The following is a 16,269-nucleotide window of genomic DNA, read 5'->3' on the forward strand; positions in this document are numbered from 1 at the left end:
ATACCAAGGGCCCATACCCAGCCATCAACACTCCCCAAATCACGAAGTGTTGCAACCATCCCTAGAACTCAAGGGCGTGTCGCGTCGTGAATTGCACACTCGCCAAGAGATTCGCGGTCTCGCGCTCAGGCGGCCAGCACCAGCGCGATCCCGCCGAGCGCCAGCAGCCAGCTCGCGAAGCTGCCCACCAGGAAGTACTCGGTCACCTCGTCGATGCCGACACCGCCGTTACTGCTCTTCTGGGCGCTCAATTCCGGAAATCGGATGATGCCCTTGGCGGCGATGACGGCGCTGGCCGCGGCCACCTGCCCGCCGACGCCCAGGCTCAGGATCAGCAGGCGTTCCATCGGGCCCAACAGCCGACCGCCCTTGAGCAGGTCCGACGGTTGCGGCTCGCCGAGCGGACGCACCGCCCCGACGGCGCCAAGTACGAGGCGCACCAACTGATTAGCGGTCGCGAACTGAACCAGCACCACACCGACGACCATCAGCAGCCGCGTGGGCGTGACGTGGCTGAGCGGCAGTTGCACCCACCCCGACCAACGGGCGACGATGCCGTGGACCGCCGACGACCACCCGGACAGCACGATCAGCAGCCCCAGCGCGGCCGCGAACACGGCCAAGGGGGCGGCCTGCCGCCTGCCCCTGAGCTCGCTGCGCCGGCACAACCACCCCCAGGCGACCGACACGGCGGCCGCCAGCACGAGCAACGCGATGTCCCCGGCATGCCACAGCCCGGCCAGCGCCGCGCACACCACCACCACGACGGGTCCGATGACCAGCGGCGGCCACGCCGCGCGAACCGCCCGACGACACAGGTCGGCGATTCCCAGCGCTATCAGCAGCACCGCGACGGCACTCACGGCAGGCTCCGAAGATATTGGCTGGCAAGGACGATGAGGTCCAAGCCGTCGCGGGCCGCCCGCTGGGACACCGCCGACGGGCTGATGCCTTCACCCGCGGCGAGTTCCTTTTTGCTTCGGCCGGTCATCAAGCCCCTCACAATCCGTAACGATCTTTCATCGAGCGATCCAAGCAGATGGTCCCGACAAATCAGGGCGGCATTGACCGCGGCGACGTCGGCGCGGGTGTCCTCGGCCGCCCGGAACGTCGTGCGCACCAGCGCGAAGCCGGGCTGCCGCTGAGCCTCCGCGGTCTGCTGGATCGCGTCTCGAGCGGTCCACCAGCCGGGTCCGTCCTGGATCCTCGCGTCGGCGTCGAGGATGGTGACCTCGCCCCAGCCGATGCCGAACCGGACGTCGATTTCCGGGCCGACGGCCAGCCGCAGCGTGAGCGCGGCGTCGATCGCGGCGCCGACGGTCGGATAGCTGCCTTGAAACTCGTCGCCGACGGTGAAGGCTGGCGGGTCGAGGGCGCCGTCGCTGACCTCGCGCAACGCGGCGGCGACGCGCCGATGCAGGGCGGTCCGGTCGCTGGCGCGCCGCGAGCCCACCACGTCGCCGATCAGGGCGGCGCGCAGTGAAGTGTGAGCCTTCACCCCAGCCATATAAAGAGTATAGCTTAATTACAGGCAGATTTAGCTATCTGCTTAACTACGCTCGGCGCCGCTAGTCTTGAACGAGCGCGGTCGCTGCCTGCAAACGCTTGATGGCGTCGCTGACGATGGCCTCGATCAGCTCGGCGCACGAGGGCAGGTCGTCGAGGATGCCGGCGACCTGCCCGGAGGCCAGCACCCCGGCGTCGGTATTGCCTTCCACCAGGCCGGCTTTGAGCAGCATCGGCGTGTTGGCTGCCATCACCACCTGCGACCAGGTCAGTTCCTTGCCGTGGCGCATGGCCAGCCCGTCGCGGATCATGGACCGCCAGGTCATCTGCGACATCTTCTTGAACTTCGCGGCGTTGCGCACCGCCGCGGTGAAACCCCGTGCCCGCGAGCCGCTTTCCAGTTTCTCCACCAGCCCGGTGCGCAGCACCCGGTGCGGCATGCCGTCCACCCGGGTGGTAACCACCGTGCCGTCCAGCGCCGCCTCGAGGTAGCGCCGCTTGACCGCCTCGGGCACGGTGGAGTCCGAGGTGAGCAGGAACCGCGTGCCCATCGCCACCCCGGCGGCGCCGTAGGACAACGCCGCCGCGAGCCCGCGCCCGTCGAAGAACCCGCCCGCCGCGATCACCGGGATCCCGGTGCCCTGCACGGCATCCAGCACCGACGGCAACAACAGCGTCGTCGCGACGGGCCCGGTGTGGCCGCCGCCCTCACCGCCCTGCACGATCATCGCGTCGGCACCCCAGCCTGCGACCTTGCGCGCGTGCTTGGCCGCGCCGATCGACGGGATTACCACCGCTCCCGCTTCTTTCAGCCGGGCGATCAACTCCTGCTTGGGAGCCAAGGCGAACGACGCCACCTTGACGCCCTCACGGATCATCAAGTCGACCCGGTCACCGGCGTCGGCGGCGTCGGCGCGGATATTGACGCCGAACGGCTTGTCGGTCGCGGCCTTGACCTTGCCGATGGCCGTGGCCAACTCGTCCAGCGTCATGGTCGCCGACGCCAGAATGCCGAGGCCGCCCGCGTTGGCCGTGGCCGACACCAGCCGGGCGCCGGCCACCCAGCCCATCCCGGTTTGCACCACCGGGTGCTCGACGCCGACCAGCTCGGTCAGCGGCGTGCGCAATCTCATAGCCACCGCCGACGATGCAGAGCGAAGCGATGACGCGGCGTGCGCAATCTCATGAACGGATCTCTCTGTCGCGGAACGACTTCGGGTCGATGACCTCACGGATCAGGCGCAGCTCGTCGTCGGTCGGCAGCCTGGTCTCTTCGGCCTCGTCGAGACCATGCACGTCGAACGCGGTGGCCTCGCGCACGTCGTCGGCAGAGACGCCGGGATGCACGGACACCGCCCGCATGGTCCGGTCCGGGCCGCCGAAGTCGAACACCCCGAGGTTGGACACGACTCGGTAGGTGTTGGCGAAGCGGAACGCCGGGTTGTCCGCGTCCACCTTGTCCCAGCCGATCCCGCACACCACGTCGACCGCCTCGCAGAACACCCGCTTGGAATGATTGCCGACCCAGTAGCTGGTGGCGTGGTTGATGGCGTTGCCGGGCGCACCGCGCACGCCGAACATCTGGCGGTTCGGGTGCTGCAGCGGGCCGAACGCCGAGATGTTCTGATTGCCAAAGCGGTCAACCTGATTGGCGCCCATCACCACATGGCGCCGCCCCCAGGCCAGCGTCTCGAACACCCGGGCAAACGGCATCCATCCTTCGACGGCCCCGGAGGAGCCCAACGCCGGTGTGTCCGCCAGCAGCTGGGCCTCGCCGTCGGTGAGCAGGATGTCTGGTGAGAAGGTCAGCCGGGCCAGCCGCGCGCCGACGGAGGCCATGTTCGTCATCGGGCTGACCATGATTTCGCCCGCGCCCCTGAATAACTCGGCGCAGGCAACCGCGCAGATCTCGGCTCGGGTGCTCACTTCGAGGCCTCCTCTGCGAACGCGCGCACCGCCGCCTGATAGTCGTCCTCGCTGCCCGACAGGTAGGTCTGAACGAAATTCTGCCAGCCCTCTTCCGTCGACGCCGCCTCGGCGTAGTGGCGTTGAAACTTCTCGTCACGGCCGTAATCCGGTGCAGCGGTGGTGAAGTGGGCTCCGCCGGGCACCTCGACGACCGCGTCGACCATCATCCGGTTCACCAGCAGCGCCTGCGGGGGCGCGGCTTTAACCAGCTCCTGGGTCGACACGACGCGTTCCACCGATAGGTAGCGCTTCTCGGCGGCCATCAAAAAGAGGTCGTCGAAGTAGGGGTCGATGCCGGTGTAGGCTGCATTGCCTTGGCTGTCACCGAGATTGAGATGCACAAAGGCGGCGTCCAAGCGCAACGCCGGCATGGCAAGCAGCGTCTCGTGCCCGCCGCCGGGCGCCGGATACGGACTGGTCACCGTCTGCAGTTCGCCCTCCCAGAAGTCGAGGACCGAACTGCCCAGGCCGGCGCGGATCGGCAGGAACGGCAGGCGCTGCGACGCGGCCTGCAGCCCGCAGCGCAACATCCCTTCGTCCATTTCCCGCGCTTCGATAGCGCCGCCGGTACGGGCCTTGGCAAACCACGGGTCATAGAACGGGGCGGAGTCCAGCGAAACGAACCCGTAGTACACCCGCTTGACCTTGCCCGCCGAGCACAGCAGGCCGAGGTCGGGTCCGCCGTAGGTGACGACCGTGAGGTCGGTGACGTCCGTGCGCAGCATGGCGCGCACGAACGCCATCGGCTTGCGCCGCGACCCCCAGCCGCCGATGCCGATCGTCATGCCGCTGCGCAATCCCGCGACGGCCTCGTCGAGAGTGGTGCGCTTGTCGGTCATGACTTCTTCACAAACGCGTCGCGGTGCTCGTCGGACACCCCGGCGAGGTTGAGTTCGAACGTAAAGCCTTGCTCCATGCGGTAACTGGCGTTGACCCGCTGCACGTCGATGAGGTTGAGCGCCTCTTTGGCCGCGCGGATGACGCGGGTGTCTTTGGCCGCGATGTCGCGGGCGACCCGCAACGCGGCCTCGTCGAGTTCGGGGTGGGGCACCACCTCGTGCACCGAGCCGAAGTGATGCAGGGTGGCGGCATCCACGGTCGCCGCGGTGAAGAACAGCCGCCGCATCAGGTGCTGGGGCACCAGGCGCGACAGGTGGGTGGCCGCGCCGAGCGCGCCGCGTTCCACCTCCGGCAGGCCGAAGGTGGCATCGTCGGAGGCCACGATCACGTCGGAATTGCCGACCAGCCCGATCCCGCCACCGACACAGAATCCGTTGACCGCGGCGATCACCGGGACCGCGCATTCGTAGACCGCGCGGAAGGCGGCGAAACAGCCGCGGTTTGCGTCGATCAGCGCGGTGAAGCCCTCGGTCTTCTGCATCTCCTTGATGTCCACACCGGCATTGAAGCCGCGGCCCTCGGCGCGCAGGATCACCGCGTGGGTCGTGGTGTCCATACCCGCGGCCGTGATGGCGTCGGCGAGTTCGAACCAGCCGCGCGACGGGATGGCGTTGACGGGCGGGTAATCGACGGTGACCGAGACGATGCCCGGTTCGACGGTGCTGGTTGTGATTGGCAAGGTTGCACGTCCTTCCCAGAAATACCGGCTGGCTACCTAAGCAAGCACTTGCTTGGTACGCTAGCACAGTGACTCGCGCCGAAGGAGCCCCGTTCGATTTGGGACTGGCCGGGCGGGTGGTTTTGGTCACCGGCGGTGTTCGGGGAGTCGGCGCCGGCATCAGCTCGGTGTTCGCCGGGCAGGGCGCGACCGTGATCACGTGTGCGCGGCGGCCCGTCGAGGGGCTGCCCTACGAGTTTCACTCGTGCGACGTGCGCGACGACGACGCCGTCCAGGCGCTGATCGACACGATCGTCGATCGGCACGGCGGCCTGGATGTGGTGGTCAACAACGCCGGTGGTTCGCCGTACGTGCTGACCGCCGAGTCCAGCGCGAAATTCAACCGCAAGATCATCGATCTCAACCTCATTGGGGCGCTATCGGTTTCGCAGCACGCCAACGACAAGATGCAAAACCAGCAGGGCGGCGGGGCGATCGTCAACATCTGCAGCCTCAGCGGGCGGCGGCCTTCCCCAGGCACCGGTGCATACGGGGCGGCCAAGGCTGGCCTGGAAAGCCTGACCCAGACGCTGGCCGTGGAGTGGGGGCCGAAGGTTCGGGTCAATGCCTGCGTGGTCGGCATGGTGGAGACCGAGCAGTCCGAACTGTTCTATGGTGACGCCGAGTCGATCGCCGCGATCTCGAAGAACGTGCCCCTGGGACGCCTGGCCAAGCCCGAGGACGTCGGTTGGGCCACAGCGTTTTTGGCCTCGGACGCGGCGTCCTACATCAGCGGCGCCACGTTGGAGGTGCACGGGGGCGGCGAGCCGCCGCACTACCTGGCCACAACCAACGCGAGCGCGATCAAGTAGAGGAGACAAGGGATATGGGCTTGCTCGACGGACGGGTCGTCATCGTCACCGGGGCGGGCGGTGGCATCGGTCGCGCGCACGCGCTCGCCTTCGCGGCCGAAGGGGCACGCGTGGTGGTCAACGACATCGGGGTGGGCCTGGACGGCTCGCCGGCCGGCGGCGGAAGCGCCGCCCAGGGCGTCGTCGACGAAATCACCGCGGCCGGTGGGGAAGCCGTCGCCAACGGTTCGAACATCGCCGACTGGGACCAGGCGGCCAACCTGATCCAGACCGCCGTCGAAACCTTCGGCGGACTGGGCGTTTTGGTCAACAACGCCGGCATCGTGCGCGACCGGATGCTGGCCAACACCAGCGAAGAGGAGTTCGACGCCGTCATCGCCGTGCACCTCAAGGGCCACTTCGCCACGATGCGGCACGCCGGGTCGTATTGGCGGGCGCAGTCCAAGGAGGGCAAGACCGTTGACGCCCGGATCATCAACACCAGTTCCGGTGCGGGACTGCAGGGCAGCGTCGGGCAGGCCAACTACAGCGCGGCCAAAGCGGGCATCGCGGCGTTGACGCTCGTGGGCGCCGCCGAGATGGGTCGCTACGGCGTCACCGTCAACGCCATCGCGCCGTCGGCCCGCACCCGCATGACCGAGACCGTCTTCGCGGAGATGATGGCAACGCAGGACCAGGATTTCGATGCTATGGCGCCGGAGAACGTCTCGCCGCTGGTGGTCTGGCTGGGCAGCGCCGAATCCCGCGACGTCACCGGCAAGGTGTTCGAGGTCGAGGGCGGCAAAATCCGCGTCGCCGAAGGCTGGGCGCACGGCCCGCAGATCGACAAGGGCGCGCGGTGGGATCCTGCCGAGCTGGGCCCGGTCGTCGCCGACCTGCTGGCCAAGGCGCGGCCGGCCGTCCCGGTCTACGGGGCCTAGGCTCGGCTCGCCCGCGCCGAACGTGCGCTCACTGCGAGATTTTCGGCGTTCCGTAGCGGTGGGTGCACGTTCGCTGGCGCGGTTCGCGCACCATCAACGGGATGACCCGGTCGGCGTCAGGGTACTTCCGGTATCCCGGATCTGCACCCGCACTTGCTTGTCGGTCGGGTCGAGCGGCTACGACGCAACCCGAGCGCGACGACGGTCCTTGCCGTGAGCGCACTGACGGATCCGTGAGCGCCGACTATGGTCGGGCGGTATGACAGCCGGATTGCAGAATGAGCCAGGCATGCTCACCGAATTGATGCCCCTTCCAGGGGGCCGGTTTCGGATGGGAGCGGAGCGGTTCTATCCGGAGGAATCGCCTGCGCACGACGTGACCGTCGCACCGTTCTCGATCGAACGACATCCGGTCACGAATGCACAATTCGCCGAGTTCGTCAGCGCCACAGGCTATGTCACCATCGCGGAGCGGCCGCTGGATCCCACGGCTTTTCCGGGAGTGCCGGCAGACGAACTATCTCCGGGCGCCCTGGTGTTCCGCCCGACATCGGGACCGGTCGATCTGCGCGATTGGCGGCAGTGGTGGACGTGGGTGCCGGGGGCGTGCTGGAGCCAACCGTTCGGCCCTGAGTCTTCGGTTGCCGACCGGGCCGACCACCCAGTCGTCCAGGTGGCCTACCCTGACGCCGTCGCGTACGCGGCCTGGGCCGGCAGACGACTGCCCACCGAGGCGGAGTGGGAATACGCCGCCCGAGCGGGTGCCGACACGACGTACGCGTGGGGTGATGAGGTGCGGCCCGGCGGACGATTGATGGCCAACACCTGGCAGGGCCAGTTCCCCTACGCCAACGAAGGCGCCTTCGGCTGGGTCGGAACGTCTCCGGTGGGCACCTTCCCGCCCAACGGTTTCGGACTCGTGGACATGATCGGCAATGTCTGGGAGTGGACGACGACTCCCTACAGCGCTCGTCATCGCCCAGGCCGTCAGGTCGCTGGTTGCTGCCCGACGCCGTCCGGTGACCCGTCGATGAATCAAACACTCAAGGGCGGTTCTCACCTGTGCGCGCCCGAATACTGTCATCGCTACCGCCCGGCGGCGCGCTCATCGCAGTCCCAGGACAGCGCGACGACTCACATCGGATTTCGCTGCGTATCGGGCTGATCGAGGCAGCACCGAAGTGGCGGAACCGGTGCTGTTACGCCGCGACGCAGCCACTGGCCTAGCGCTTTACCCAGCAGCAGGTGGCGTAACACTGTGCGTATCGCCACCACGTCACGACAGTGGCACAGTGACAACATGCCCCGGCGTCCGAACATCCCGCCCAAGGACTTCCCGCGTCCCGCGACCCGGGAGTACGCAGGCAGCCGCGCGGACGCCGCACGCTGGGCACGCGACGTGCTGCGCGGCCAGATCCTGGACGGCGTCTACGGTGGGTTAGCCGCAGCCCGCCCGGCGCTGCCGTCGGAAAGCCAGCTCGCCACCGAATTCGGCGTGAGCCGAAACGCTATTCGTGAAGCGCTGGAGCTCCTGCGTGGAGAAGGGATGATCACCAGGGTCCAGGGTGCGGGGACATTCGTCACGGGTGCGAAGCTGAGTCAGCGCCTGGACCGCCTGGAAGGTTTAGCCGAATCCCTTGCCGGTCATCGGCTCCCGGTCGACAACGAGGTCTTGTCGGTTCGCGAATCCGTCGCTTCACCGTTCGTCGCGTCCAAGCTGGGATTGCCCGACAATGCTCCCATCTTGTTCATCGAACGACTGCGCTCGGTCGGCGGGTTGCCGCTGTCCCTCGACACCACCTCGCTGCGGCTTGGAGCGATTCCCGTCGACGCGGAATTGGGTCAGCACGACGTGTTCGCCCTGATTGAAAAGGAGCTCGGAGTGCGCCTCGGTTGGGCTGAGATCACCGTCGAGGCAGTATCTGCCGACGCGAACACCGCCAAGCTGTTGCAGATCCGGCCAGGTGCGTCATTGCTGTTGTTGCACCGGCTGACGTACCTCGAGGACGGCACTCCGTTCGACCTGGAGACCGTGCGCTACCGCGGTGACCGGTGCTCGCTGGTGACCACTGCCGCAAGGGAATTGGATCAGCCGTCGACGTAGCCGGCGATCCCGCAGTACACGCATTCAGCCACGACGACCCCAGTTATCTATTGAGAGGTGGTACAAACATGCCCGAACAACCCAACATCGTGTACTTCCACGTGGACAACCTCGGCCTCGGAGAACTCGGCTGCTACGGCGGCGGGATATTGCGCGGCGCCGACACCGCGCGGATCGACAAGTTCGCCGGGGAGGCACTTAAACTGTCGCACTTTGTCGTCGAGCCGCAGTGCACGCCGACCCGTTCGGCCCTGATGACCGGACGCTATCCGATTCGCTCTGGGAATCACACGATTGCATTGGGCGGCAACGACGGTGGGATCGTCGCGTGGGAACGCACGATGGGCGACATCCTCTCCGAAGCCGGGTACGCGACAGCCTGCTACGGCAAGTGGCACATCGGCGCGGAAGACGGCCGGTGGCCCACTGACCACGGCTTCGACGAATGGTACGGGCCTGCACGCACTTACGATGAATGCCTGTGGCCCGACGATCCGTGGTACGACGGTGAAAGGGACGGCTATTCGTACATGTACGAGGGCACCAAGGAGAGCGGCGTCCGCACCACCAACCAGCAATTGACGGTGAAACTCAAAGCTCAGGTGGACGCCGAATACGATCGGCGGGCAAAGGCCTTCATGAAGCGAAGCGTCGAGGCGGGTAAGCCCTTCTACCTGTATCACAATCACTCGTTGATGCACTTCCCAATGGTGGTCCGTGATGAGTTCAAGGGGCAGAGCACAAATGGCGACTGGGGTGACTCCCTGCTGATGCTTGACCATGACTTTGGAAGCATCTTGGATACATTGACCGAATTGGGCATCGAGGACAACACAATCGTGGTGTTCGCCGGGGATAACGGTCCCGAAGACCACCTGGCGGGCCGCGGGACCGCGGGCTTCTTCGACGGCTCCTACTTCTCCTCCGCGGAAGGCGGAATTCGGACCCCTTGCCTGATCCGCTGGCCCGGCAATGTCCCGGTCCGGGAGAGCAACGAGATGGTCCACGTCACTGACATGTTCCCAACCCTACTGCGGTGGGCCAACTGCGAACCCCCGACCGATCGGATCATCGATGGAATCGACCAGCGTGAGTTCTTCGGCGGCGCGGGCGAATCCGAGCGGGAGGGCTGCATGGTCTGGCTCAACGAGGAACTGCATGCGGTGAAGTGGTCACAGTTCAAGATCAGCTTCAAGCGCCAGCAGCACTTTCACGACCCCGAGATCCCGCTCGGCTTTGCCCGGATCATCAACCTGCTCGAAGACCCGAAGGAACGCGAAGCGGTTAACCAAACCTTCGTGCGGTGGTGGGTCATGCAACACGCGCGGCGCCTGATTCGCCAGTTCGAGGAAAGTGTGGAACAGGAGGAGTTGATTCCGGCTGGTGCGCCGATCGGATTCGTTCCCGCTCAAAGCTGATAGCAACCGTGGTGCTGCCCCGCCCAAGCGGCGCGGGCAGCGCCACTTTGCTTTATCCCGCTCGCATTATATGAACCAGGGCCGCTTCCGCGCGCAGCGCTCTGAGAACCCCACGGCGCAGAATCCCGAATGGCCTCAGCCGCGCCCAATCGACAGATACACGACCACCAATAACGACAACAGAATCATTGCGACTCCGACGGTCGTTATGTCCCGTCGAGCCGGAGCGGACGACGCCAAAGGCTTGGTCGCCAACTCGCGGCGGCGGCGCAACCCGAATCCGAATGCACTCACAGCAACCACCATCGCCAGGCCGCCGACAACGAGGCGCGCCGGGTGGTGCACGAGGTTGGCGACGTCACGGTCCCGCAGTAGGAGCACCACGCCGAAAGTCGACCCAGCCAGCGCCGTACGCGTCCAGGCCAGCGCCGTACGTTCGGGTTGAAGGCCCCTATCCTGGGTCAACGCTTGACGAGTCATCAGCCGTTTGTGGCGGCCACGACCGTCAACGCCGCGGTTACCAGTCCGACCATCGCCAGGCCCCCGGCGAGGTAGATGGGAGCGCTCGGTCGCGGGAGCGGCTCGTCTCGACGGATCGCGCGATCAACTGTTGCCCACCGCTGCAGCCCTGCCCCCGCTGTCAGCATCGCGAGCGCGCCGACCATGACTCCCAATACGTGGCGCATTCCAGGCATCGGCAGCTCGGGCATGAACTGGACAACGGCAACCGCGGCGGCCAATAGTCCGAGTGAAGTCCGCTGCCATGCCAGAAATGTTCGCTCGTTCGCCAGGGTGAATCGATAGTCGGGCTCGGCAGGCGCGTCGTGCGGCCGCGCTTCGCCAGCTTGGGCGGCGATCGGCGTCGAGGTCGTGATGTCCACGGCCCCAAGCCTTTCGGAAAGGATGACGTCCGGCTAGGGGCGTCGTTGGTGGCGTAACCAAGTGTTCACGTCGGCGTGCTCAAGCCGAAGGCTGGATAGGGCCCGGCGTTCTGACCTGGCGGGATGTCAGCGACCGTCGCTCTGACCACGTTCGCTCGACTCGCCCACATGGCGTAACTAGTGCGCAACTTCGGATGACAGCGGGGTAACAGAAGGCGTCGACTCTGGTCGTATGCACGACATGCCAGGACGCGCACGGCCGCTGTTGCGGTGGGTTTCCGCAGCACATCAGAAGTCGTGCTGGTTTCGGTCGATGGCGCTGTTGGTTGCGACGGCGGTTGGCGCGGCGCAACTGCTGTCCGGCTGTGGTGTGCTCGCCGAGTCGAGTGTCGTAATCAATGTCGGATATCAATCTAAGACGATCAATACTGTCAACGCGGGCACCCTGCTGCGTGACCGTGGCGACTTCGAGAAAGCCCTCAAAGCGCTGGGCGCAGCCAACGGCAAGAAGTACCGCGTCGTATGGCAGGACTTCGCGTCCGGTGCACCGCTGACGGCGCAGATGATCGCCACGCACGTCGACATTGGGTCAATGGGCGACTACCCGTTGCTCACCAACGGTTATAAGACCAAGAAGTACAGCGATGCGGCCACAGAGCTGATCGCAATCACCGGATATAACCTGCGTGGATCACTCAATCAGGTTGTTGTTCAGGCGGATTCGGCTGCGTACACGCTTGCTGATCTGGTAGGCAAGAAGGTGTCGACCAGCCTCGGCTCAGCTGGCGATGGAATGCTCTCGATGGCTTTGCAGCACAACGGGATCGACAAGAAGCTAGTGCGCACTGTGAATCAGGATCCGTCGATCGGCGCATCCGCTATCCAAGGCCAGCAAGTCGACGCGCTGGCGCAGTTCGTTCCATGGCCGCAACTAGTCATCTACCGCAACCAGGGCAGACTGCTCTACGACGGCGGTGACAACGAGCTACCGACATTCCATGGTGTCGTCGTGCGGCGGCAGTTCGCCGATACCCAACCCGACGTGATGGCTGCGTTCATGCGAGCTATGAAGGCCACCACCGACTACATGCTCGCCAATCCGTTGAAGGCGGCTCTACGTGTAAGCGCGCTCACCGGAATCGAGCCCGAGGTGATCTACCTCTACAACGGTCCCAACGGTTTGGTCACCTTTGACATGACGCTGAAAGGCCAGTTCGTGGCCGCTTTCCGAAAGATCAAGGAGTATCTGGTCGCTCGCGGTTCGGTGAACATAAACTTCGATATTTCCAGCTTCCTCAACGACACCTACGTGCGCCAACTGACAGGCAGTGACTACGAGCGTCGCCGTGACGATGTGACCAATCCGATGCCGTTGACCGGCGTGGACAATCTGTGCGGACTACCGGTCAACGATCCGACCGAGGCATCGGAATTGTGGGCACAAGGCGAGGCCGAGACGGCGGTGGCCGCAACGCCGACGTGCCTGCTGCGCCGGGCCGCAGGCACCCCGGCGGTGCGGGCATCTTATGTGCCCGACACGCTGACCGCGGTCAGGATCTTCGCCGATCACGCGGTCTGGTTATACGACCCGGCCGCGCCCCCAAACCACCGCTACAAACCGTTCGCCACCACGCAGGGGGCAAACGCCTACCGGACTCGGCACCCCGGGGCCGTCGGCGTCACCTATGCGGATGCCGTAGCGAAGTCCCGTACCGCTGACTAGCCAGCGGCGATCACGCCAAGCCGAAAAGCCGAAAAGCCGAAAAGCCAAAAAAGGAAAACCAATGACCCAGATCATGACCGGCACGGCCCCAGCACTGCCCAACCTGTCGATCCCGGCCACCCTGCCTGAACAATCAGGACACCAGCGGCGTGTCAGCATCCGCATACCCAAAGCTGTCAGGCGGCGCACGCCGGCGGTGGTCCTACCGCTTATCCCGATCACCACGTTCATCGTGTTCTGGCACCTGCTGACCGCGCATAACGTCGTCGCCTGGTTGCGTTTCAACCGGATGCCCGCCCCAATGGGTGTGCTGAAGGCGCTGCTCGCGCGGGTGACTACCGGTGCCTACTACGACGACCTGCTGGCAAGCCTGCAACGAATACTGCTCGGCTTCGGCCTGGCCGCGGTGATCGGCGTCGCGCTCGGAATCCTCGTCGGGCGTTCAGAACTCGCACGAATGACGCTGAGGCCTTTCATCGAGCTGGCCCGGCCCATCCCCGCCATCGCGTTGGTACCGCTCACGATCCTGTTGTTCCCCACCAGCGAGCAAGGCATCGTATTCATCACCTTCTTTGCCGCGTTCTTCCCGGTCATGGTCAGCACCGTCCACGCGATGGACTCGCTGCCCAAAGTCTGGGAGGAGGCCGCCAGGACAATGGGAGCCGGCAAGGTGTCGCTGCTAATCCATGTCGTGCTGCCGGGGGCCTTGCCCGGGATCTTTGCGGGGCTGTCGGTGGCGATGGGCGTCGCGTGGATATGTGTGGTCAGCGCGGAGATGATCTCTGGCCAATTCGGTATCGGGTACTACACGTGGCAGTCCTACGGGCTGCTCGACTATGCGGGTGTCGTGGTGGGCATGATTTCCATCGGCGCTCTCGGCCTGATCACCGCTTGGCTCGTGGAGCGCGTCGGTCGGCGCGTCAACCGCTGGCTGCCGAGGGCGGCCCGATGAGTGCTGGCGCAGTCACGCTGCATGAACTGCAGCTGGGGTTCAACGGCGTTGTTGCCGCCAACATCACCCTGACCATCGAACCCGGCGAGGTGGTGGTGTTGCTCGGACCGTCGGGGTGCGGTAAGTCGACGATCCTGCGGGCATTGGCGGGGCTGCTGATACCGCTCAGCGGCACCGCCTCCGTCGACGGCGCTCCCGTCACCGGCAACGCAGCGCAATGCGCGATGGTGTTCCAAGAGGATGCGTTATTTCCATGGCGCACCGCGCTGAAGAACGTGCAGTATCCGCTCAAGCTACGCGGTATTCGGGGTAAGGAACTCAGGGCGGCCGCCACTGCGCGACTGGAACAGGTGGGGCTCGGCGCTTACCTGGACCACTTGCCAAGTCAGCTGTCGGGAGGCATGCGCCAGCGTGTGCAACTGGCGCGGACGCTGGCCTGTGAGCCGAGGGTGATGCTGATGGACGAGCCGTTCGGCGCACTGGACGCGCAGACGCGGCTCGAGATGCAGCAGCTGCTCATGTCGGTCTGGGAAGCCCACAAAATGACGATGCTGTTTGTCACGCATGACGTCGACGAGGCACTGCTGCTGGCCGACCGGGTGGTGCTTTTGACTCACCGGCCGGCGACCATCGCCGACATCATCATCATCGACAAACCGCGCTCACCCGAGGCCCAGTTCGAGGCGGCGTATCAACGCCGGCGGCGCGCCATCCTCGAGTTTCTGAGACATCGTCCCGCCGAAACGGGGTAATCCGTTCAGCACAGGGGTCCACTTTCGCTGGACAGCCTCCTCCCTACCAAGGAGATCCGATGAGCATCACCATGGCGGTCTTTCGTGCGCACGAAAAGGCCGTGAGGACACCGGCCAAGCGGCTGCTGCGTTGTCCCGTTGCGTTGCGGACGGAGGTCTTCGCCGGGCTGGTCGTCGCGCTCGCGCTCATTCCCGAGGCCATCGCGTTCTCCGTCATCGCCGGTGTCGATCCCAGGGTGGGCCTGTTCTCGTCGGTGACCATGGCAATCACCATCGCCGTCACTGGCGGGCGGCCGGCGATGATTTCCGCCGCCACCGCCGCGGTCGCACTCGTCGTGGCTCCGGTCGCACGCGAGCACGGATTGGGTTACCTGGTGGCCACGATCCTCCTGGCGGGCATCATTCAGATGACCCTTGCGCTCGTCGGAGTCGCCAAGCTCATACGGTTCATTCCCCTCAGTGTGATGATCGGGTTCGTCAACTCGCTCGCCGTCTTGGTGTTCGTATCTCAAGTCCGGCATCTGTGGGGCGTGCCTTGGCTGGTGTACCCGCTTACATTGCTCGGCATCGTCGTGATGATCACGCTGCCGAAGTTGACGACAGCGGTGCCCGCGGCCCTGGTGGTTGTGTTGCTCCTCAGCGCGACGGTGCTCATATTCGGCTGGCACGTACCCAACGTGGGAGATCAAGGGGCGCTGCCCGATTCGCTTCCGGCTCCGGGCCTCCCCCACGTCCCAGTGACACTGCGAACCCTGCGGACCATCGCGCCCTACGCATTCGGTGCCGCGTTGGTCGGCCTCTTCGAGTCATTGATGACCGCCAGACTCGTCGATGAGATCACCGACACCCGGTCGAACAAAACCCGCGAAGCCTGGGGGCAGGGGATGGCCAACGTCGTCACCGGCATTTTCGGCGGGATGGGTGGGTGCGCCGTCGTCGGCCAGACAATGATGAACGTCAAGGTGGCAGGCGCGCGGACGCGACTTTCCACCTTTTTGACCGGGGTGTTCGTTCTCGTACTGGTTGTCGCCCTGGGCGACATGGTCGGCCGGATACCCATGGCCGCCCTGGTAGCGATCATGCTGATCGTGGCGATCGCCACCTTCGACTGGAACAGCATTTCCCTGCGCACCTTGAAAGCGCTGCCGCGCAGCGAAATTCTGGTCATGGGCATCACGGTCATTGGCACCATAACCACCAGCAATCTGGCCATCGGAGTGTCGTTGGGAGTACTGACGGCGGTGGTAGCCTTCGTCCGGCGCGTTGCTCACTTCACCTCGGTCGAAACCATCCGCGGGGATGCGGAGTCCGAGGGAGGCACCCGCACGTACCGCGTGCATGGCGAACTCTTCTTCGTGTCGAGCAACGACCTGATTCACGAATTCGACTACGCGAACGACCCGGACGATGTCGTGATCGACATGTCGGGCGCCGCCGTCTGGGACGCATCATCTGTGGCGGTCCTCGACGCGATCCGTCGCAAATACCTGTCGCGGGGTAAGTCCGTTCGGCTGACTGGACTCGACGACGTAAGTCTGGATCGGCTTGGCAGGTTGTCAGGCGTTCTGCGACTCTGATTCAGTTACAAGCCAACGTATTGCGAGGATGTTGGCGG

The 16,269-nt window shown here is 65.3% G+C and carries 17 protein-coding genes; 9 read left to right on the forward strand and 8 right to left on the reverse strand.

The window, feature by feature from the left end; genetic code table 11:
* Positions 1-125 precede the first annotated feature (125 nt).
* The 6 genes from A5764_RS00595 to echA20 all read right to left on the reverse strand — a co-directional run bounded on the left by A5764_RS00595 (position 126) and on the right by echA20 (position 5,053).
* Positions 126-863, reverse strand: coding sequence for a hypothetical protein (locus A5764_RS00595; RefSeq protein WP_067106925.1), 738 nt, complete (start codon positions 861-863; stop codon positions 126-128).
* A complete protein-coding gene (locus A5764_RS00600) occupies positions 860-1,507 on the reverse strand; it encodes a SatD family protein (protein ID WP_067106928.1) in 648 nt (215 codons plus the stop codon). The genes A5764_RS00595 and A5764_RS00600 overlap by 4 nt, the downstream gene beginning before the upstream one ends.
* A 61-nt stretch (positions 1,508-1,568) precedes the next feature.
* Positions 1,569-2,639 carry a (3aS,4S,5R,7aS)-5-hydroxy-7a-methyl-1-oxo-octahydro-1H-indene-4-carboxyl-CoA dehydrogenase gene (gene ipdC / locus A5764_RS00605; protein ID WP_067106932.1) on the reverse strand — a complete coding sequence of 357 codons (1,071 nt, stop codon included), beginning with the start codon at positions 2,637-2,639 and terminating at the stop codon, positions 1,569-1,571.
* 49 nt (positions 2,640-2,688) lie between these two features.
* Entirely contained in the window at positions 2,689-3,432 is a 744-nt protein-coding gene (gene ipdB / locus A5764_RS00610) for a cholesterol ring-cleaving hydrolase subunit IpdB (RefSeq protein ID WP_067106934.1), read from the reverse strand.
* The gene (ipdA, locus tag A5764_RS00615) at positions 3,429-4,313 is read right to left on the reverse strand and encodes a cholesterol ring-cleaving hydrolase subunit IpdA (RefSeq protein ID WP_067106937.1); all 885 of its coding nucleotides are present in this window, start codon (positions 4,311-4,313) and stop codon (positions 3,429-3,431) included. Before ipdA ends, ipdB begins: the two co-directional genes overlap by 4 nt.
* A complete protein-coding gene (gene echA20 / locus A5764_RS00620) occupies positions 4,310-5,053 on the reverse strand; it encodes a (7aS)-7a-methyl-1,5-dioxo-2,3,5,6,7,7a-hexahydro-1H-indene-carboxyl-CoA hydrolase (RefSeq protein WP_067106940.1) in 744 nt (247 codons plus the stop codon). Before echA20 ends, ipdA begins: the two co-directional genes overlap by 4 nt.
* 68 nt (positions 5,054-5,121) lie before the next feature.
* Here echA20 and A5764_RS00625 point away from each other — a divergent pair, with 68 nt between their 5' ends.
* From A5764_RS00625 to A5764_RS00645, 5 genes are all read left to right on the forward strand, one after another.
* Positions 5,122-5,904 carry an SDR family oxidoreductase gene (locus A5764_RS00625; RefSeq protein WP_082951386.1) on the forward strand — a complete coding sequence of 261 codons (783 nt, stop codon included), beginning with the start codon at positions 5,122-5,124 and terminating at the stop codon, positions 5,902-5,904.
* A 14-nt stretch (positions 5,905-5,918) separates the two neighbouring features.
* The gene (locus A5764_RS00630) at positions 5,919-6,824 is read left to right on the forward strand and encodes an SDR family oxidoreductase (protein WP_067106943.1); all 906 of its coding nucleotides are present in this window, start codon (positions 5,919-5,921) and stop codon (positions 6,822-6,824) included.
* A 289-nt stretch (positions 6,825-7,113) separates the two neighbouring features.
* The gene (locus A5764_RS00635; protein ID WP_067106947.1) at positions 7,114-7,989 is read left to right on the forward strand and encodes a formylglycine-generating enzyme family protein; all 876 of its coding nucleotides are present in this window, start codon (positions 7,114-7,116) and stop codon (positions 7,987-7,989) included.
* Between the two features lie 234 nt (positions 7,990-8,223).
* Entirely contained in the window at positions 8,224-8,928 is a 705-nt protein-coding gene (locus A5764_RS00640) for a GntR family transcriptional regulator (protein WP_067107551.1), read from the forward strand.
* A gap of 68 nt (positions 8,929-8,996) precedes the next feature.
* Entirely contained in the window at positions 8,997-10,346 is a 1,350-nt protein-coding gene (locus tag A5764_RS00645; RefSeq protein ID WP_067106950.1) for an arylsulfatase, read from the forward strand.
* A gap of 135 nt (positions 10,347-10,481) precedes the next feature.
* Here A5764_RS00645 and A5764_RS00650 read toward each other — a convergent pair whose 3' ends face one another.
* Positions 10,482-10,826, reverse strand: a complete 345-nt coding sequence (locus A5764_RS00650; protein WP_067106953.1) for a DUF202 domain-containing protein — start codon at positions 10,824-10,826, stop codon at positions 10,482-10,484.
* Positions 10,826-11,203: a YidH family protein gene (locus A5764_RS00655; RefSeq protein ID WP_067107554.1), complete on the reverse strand. Its 378-nt coding sequence runs from the start codon at positions 11,201-11,203 to the stop codon at positions 10,826-10,828. Before A5764_RS00655 ends, A5764_RS00650 begins: the two co-directional genes overlap by 1 nt.
* Before the next feature lie 337 nt (positions 11,204-11,540).
* Between A5764_RS00655 and A5764_RS00660 the strand changes: the two genes are divergently transcribed.
* The 4 genes from A5764_RS00660 (at position 11,541) to A5764_RS00675 (ending at position 16,231) form a co-directional block, all read left to right on the forward strand.
* The gene (locus A5764_RS00660; RefSeq protein ID WP_067106956.1) at positions 11,541-12,950 is read left to right on the forward strand and encodes an ABC transporter substrate-binding protein; all 1,410 of its coding nucleotides are present in this window, start codon (positions 11,541-11,543) and stop codon (positions 12,948-12,950) included.
* Positions 12,951-13,011: 61 nt separating this feature from the next.
* Positions 13,012-13,902 (forward strand): ABC transporter permease, encoded by an 891-nt coding sequence (locus tag A5764_RS00665; protein ID WP_082951388.1) that lies wholly within the window; start codon positions 13,012-13,014, stop codon positions 13,900-13,902.
* The gene (locus A5764_RS00670) at positions 13,899-14,654 is read left to right on the forward strand and encodes an ABC transporter ATP-binding protein (protein ID WP_067106959.1); all 756 of its coding nucleotides are present in this window, start codon (positions 13,899-13,901) and stop codon (positions 14,652-14,654) included. Before A5764_RS00665 ends, A5764_RS00670 begins: the two co-directional genes overlap by 4 nt.
* A 59-nt stretch (positions 14,655-14,713) precedes the next feature.
* The gene (locus A5764_RS00675) at positions 14,714-16,231 is read left to right on the forward strand and encodes a SulP family inorganic anion transporter (RefSeq protein ID WP_067106962.1); all 1,518 of its coding nucleotides are present in this window, start codon (positions 14,714-14,716) and stop codon (positions 16,229-16,231) included.
* Positions 16,232-16,269 lie beyond the last annotated feature (38 nt).

Source organism: Mycobacterium sp. 852002-51057_SCH5723018 (assembly GCF_001667035.1).
Taxonomy (GTDB): domain Bacteria; phylum Actinomycetota; class Actinomycetes; order Mycobacteriales; family Mycobacteriaceae; genus Mycobacterium.

Bases quoted from the DNA above. Each gene is read 5' to 3' on its own strand.
- A5764_RS00645 (WP_067106950.1), top strand. From the start codon at position 8,997: ATGCCCGAACAACCCAACATCGTGTACTTCCACGTGGACAACCTCGGC.
- A5764_RS00660 (WP_067106956.1), top strand. From the start codon at position 11,541: ATGGCGCTGTTGGTTGCGACGGCGGTTGGCGCGGCGCAACTGCTGTCC.
- A5764_RS00600 (WP_067106928.1), bottom strand. From the start codon at position 1,507: ATGGCTGGGGTGAAGGCTCACACTTCACTGCGCGCCGCCCTGATCGGC.
- ipdA (WP_067106937.1), bottom strand. From the start codon at position 4,313: ATGACCGACAAGCGCACCACTCTCGACGAGGCCGTCGCGGGATTGCGC.
- A5764_RS00665 (WP_082951388.1), top strand. From the start codon at position 13,012: ATGACCCAGATCATGACCGGCACGGCCCCAGCACTGCCCAACCTGTCG.
- A5764_RS00650 (WP_067106953.1), bottom strand. From the start codon at position 10,826: ATGACTCGTCAAGCGTTGACCCAGGATAGGGGCCTTCAACCCGAACGT.
- A5764_RS00635 (WP_067106947.1), top strand. From the start codon at position 7,114: ATGCTCACCGAATTGATGCCCCTTCCAGGGGGCCGGTTTCGGATGGGA.
- A5764_RS00675 (WP_067106962.1), top strand. From the start codon at position 14,714: ATGAGCATCACCATGGCGGTCTTTCGTGCGCACGAAAAGGCCGTGAGG.
- A5764_RS00630 (WP_067106943.1), top strand. From the start codon at position 5,919: ATGGGCTTGCTCGACGGACGGGTCGTCATCGTCACCGGGGCGGGCGGT.
- ipdC (WP_067106932.1), bottom strand. From the start codon at position 2,639: ATGAGATTGCGCACGCCGCTGACCGAGCTGGTCGGCGTCGAGCACCCG.
- A5764_RS00670 (WP_067106959.1), top strand. From the start codon at position 13,899: ATGAGTGCTGGCGCAGTCACGCTGCATGAACTGCAGCTGGGGTTCAAC.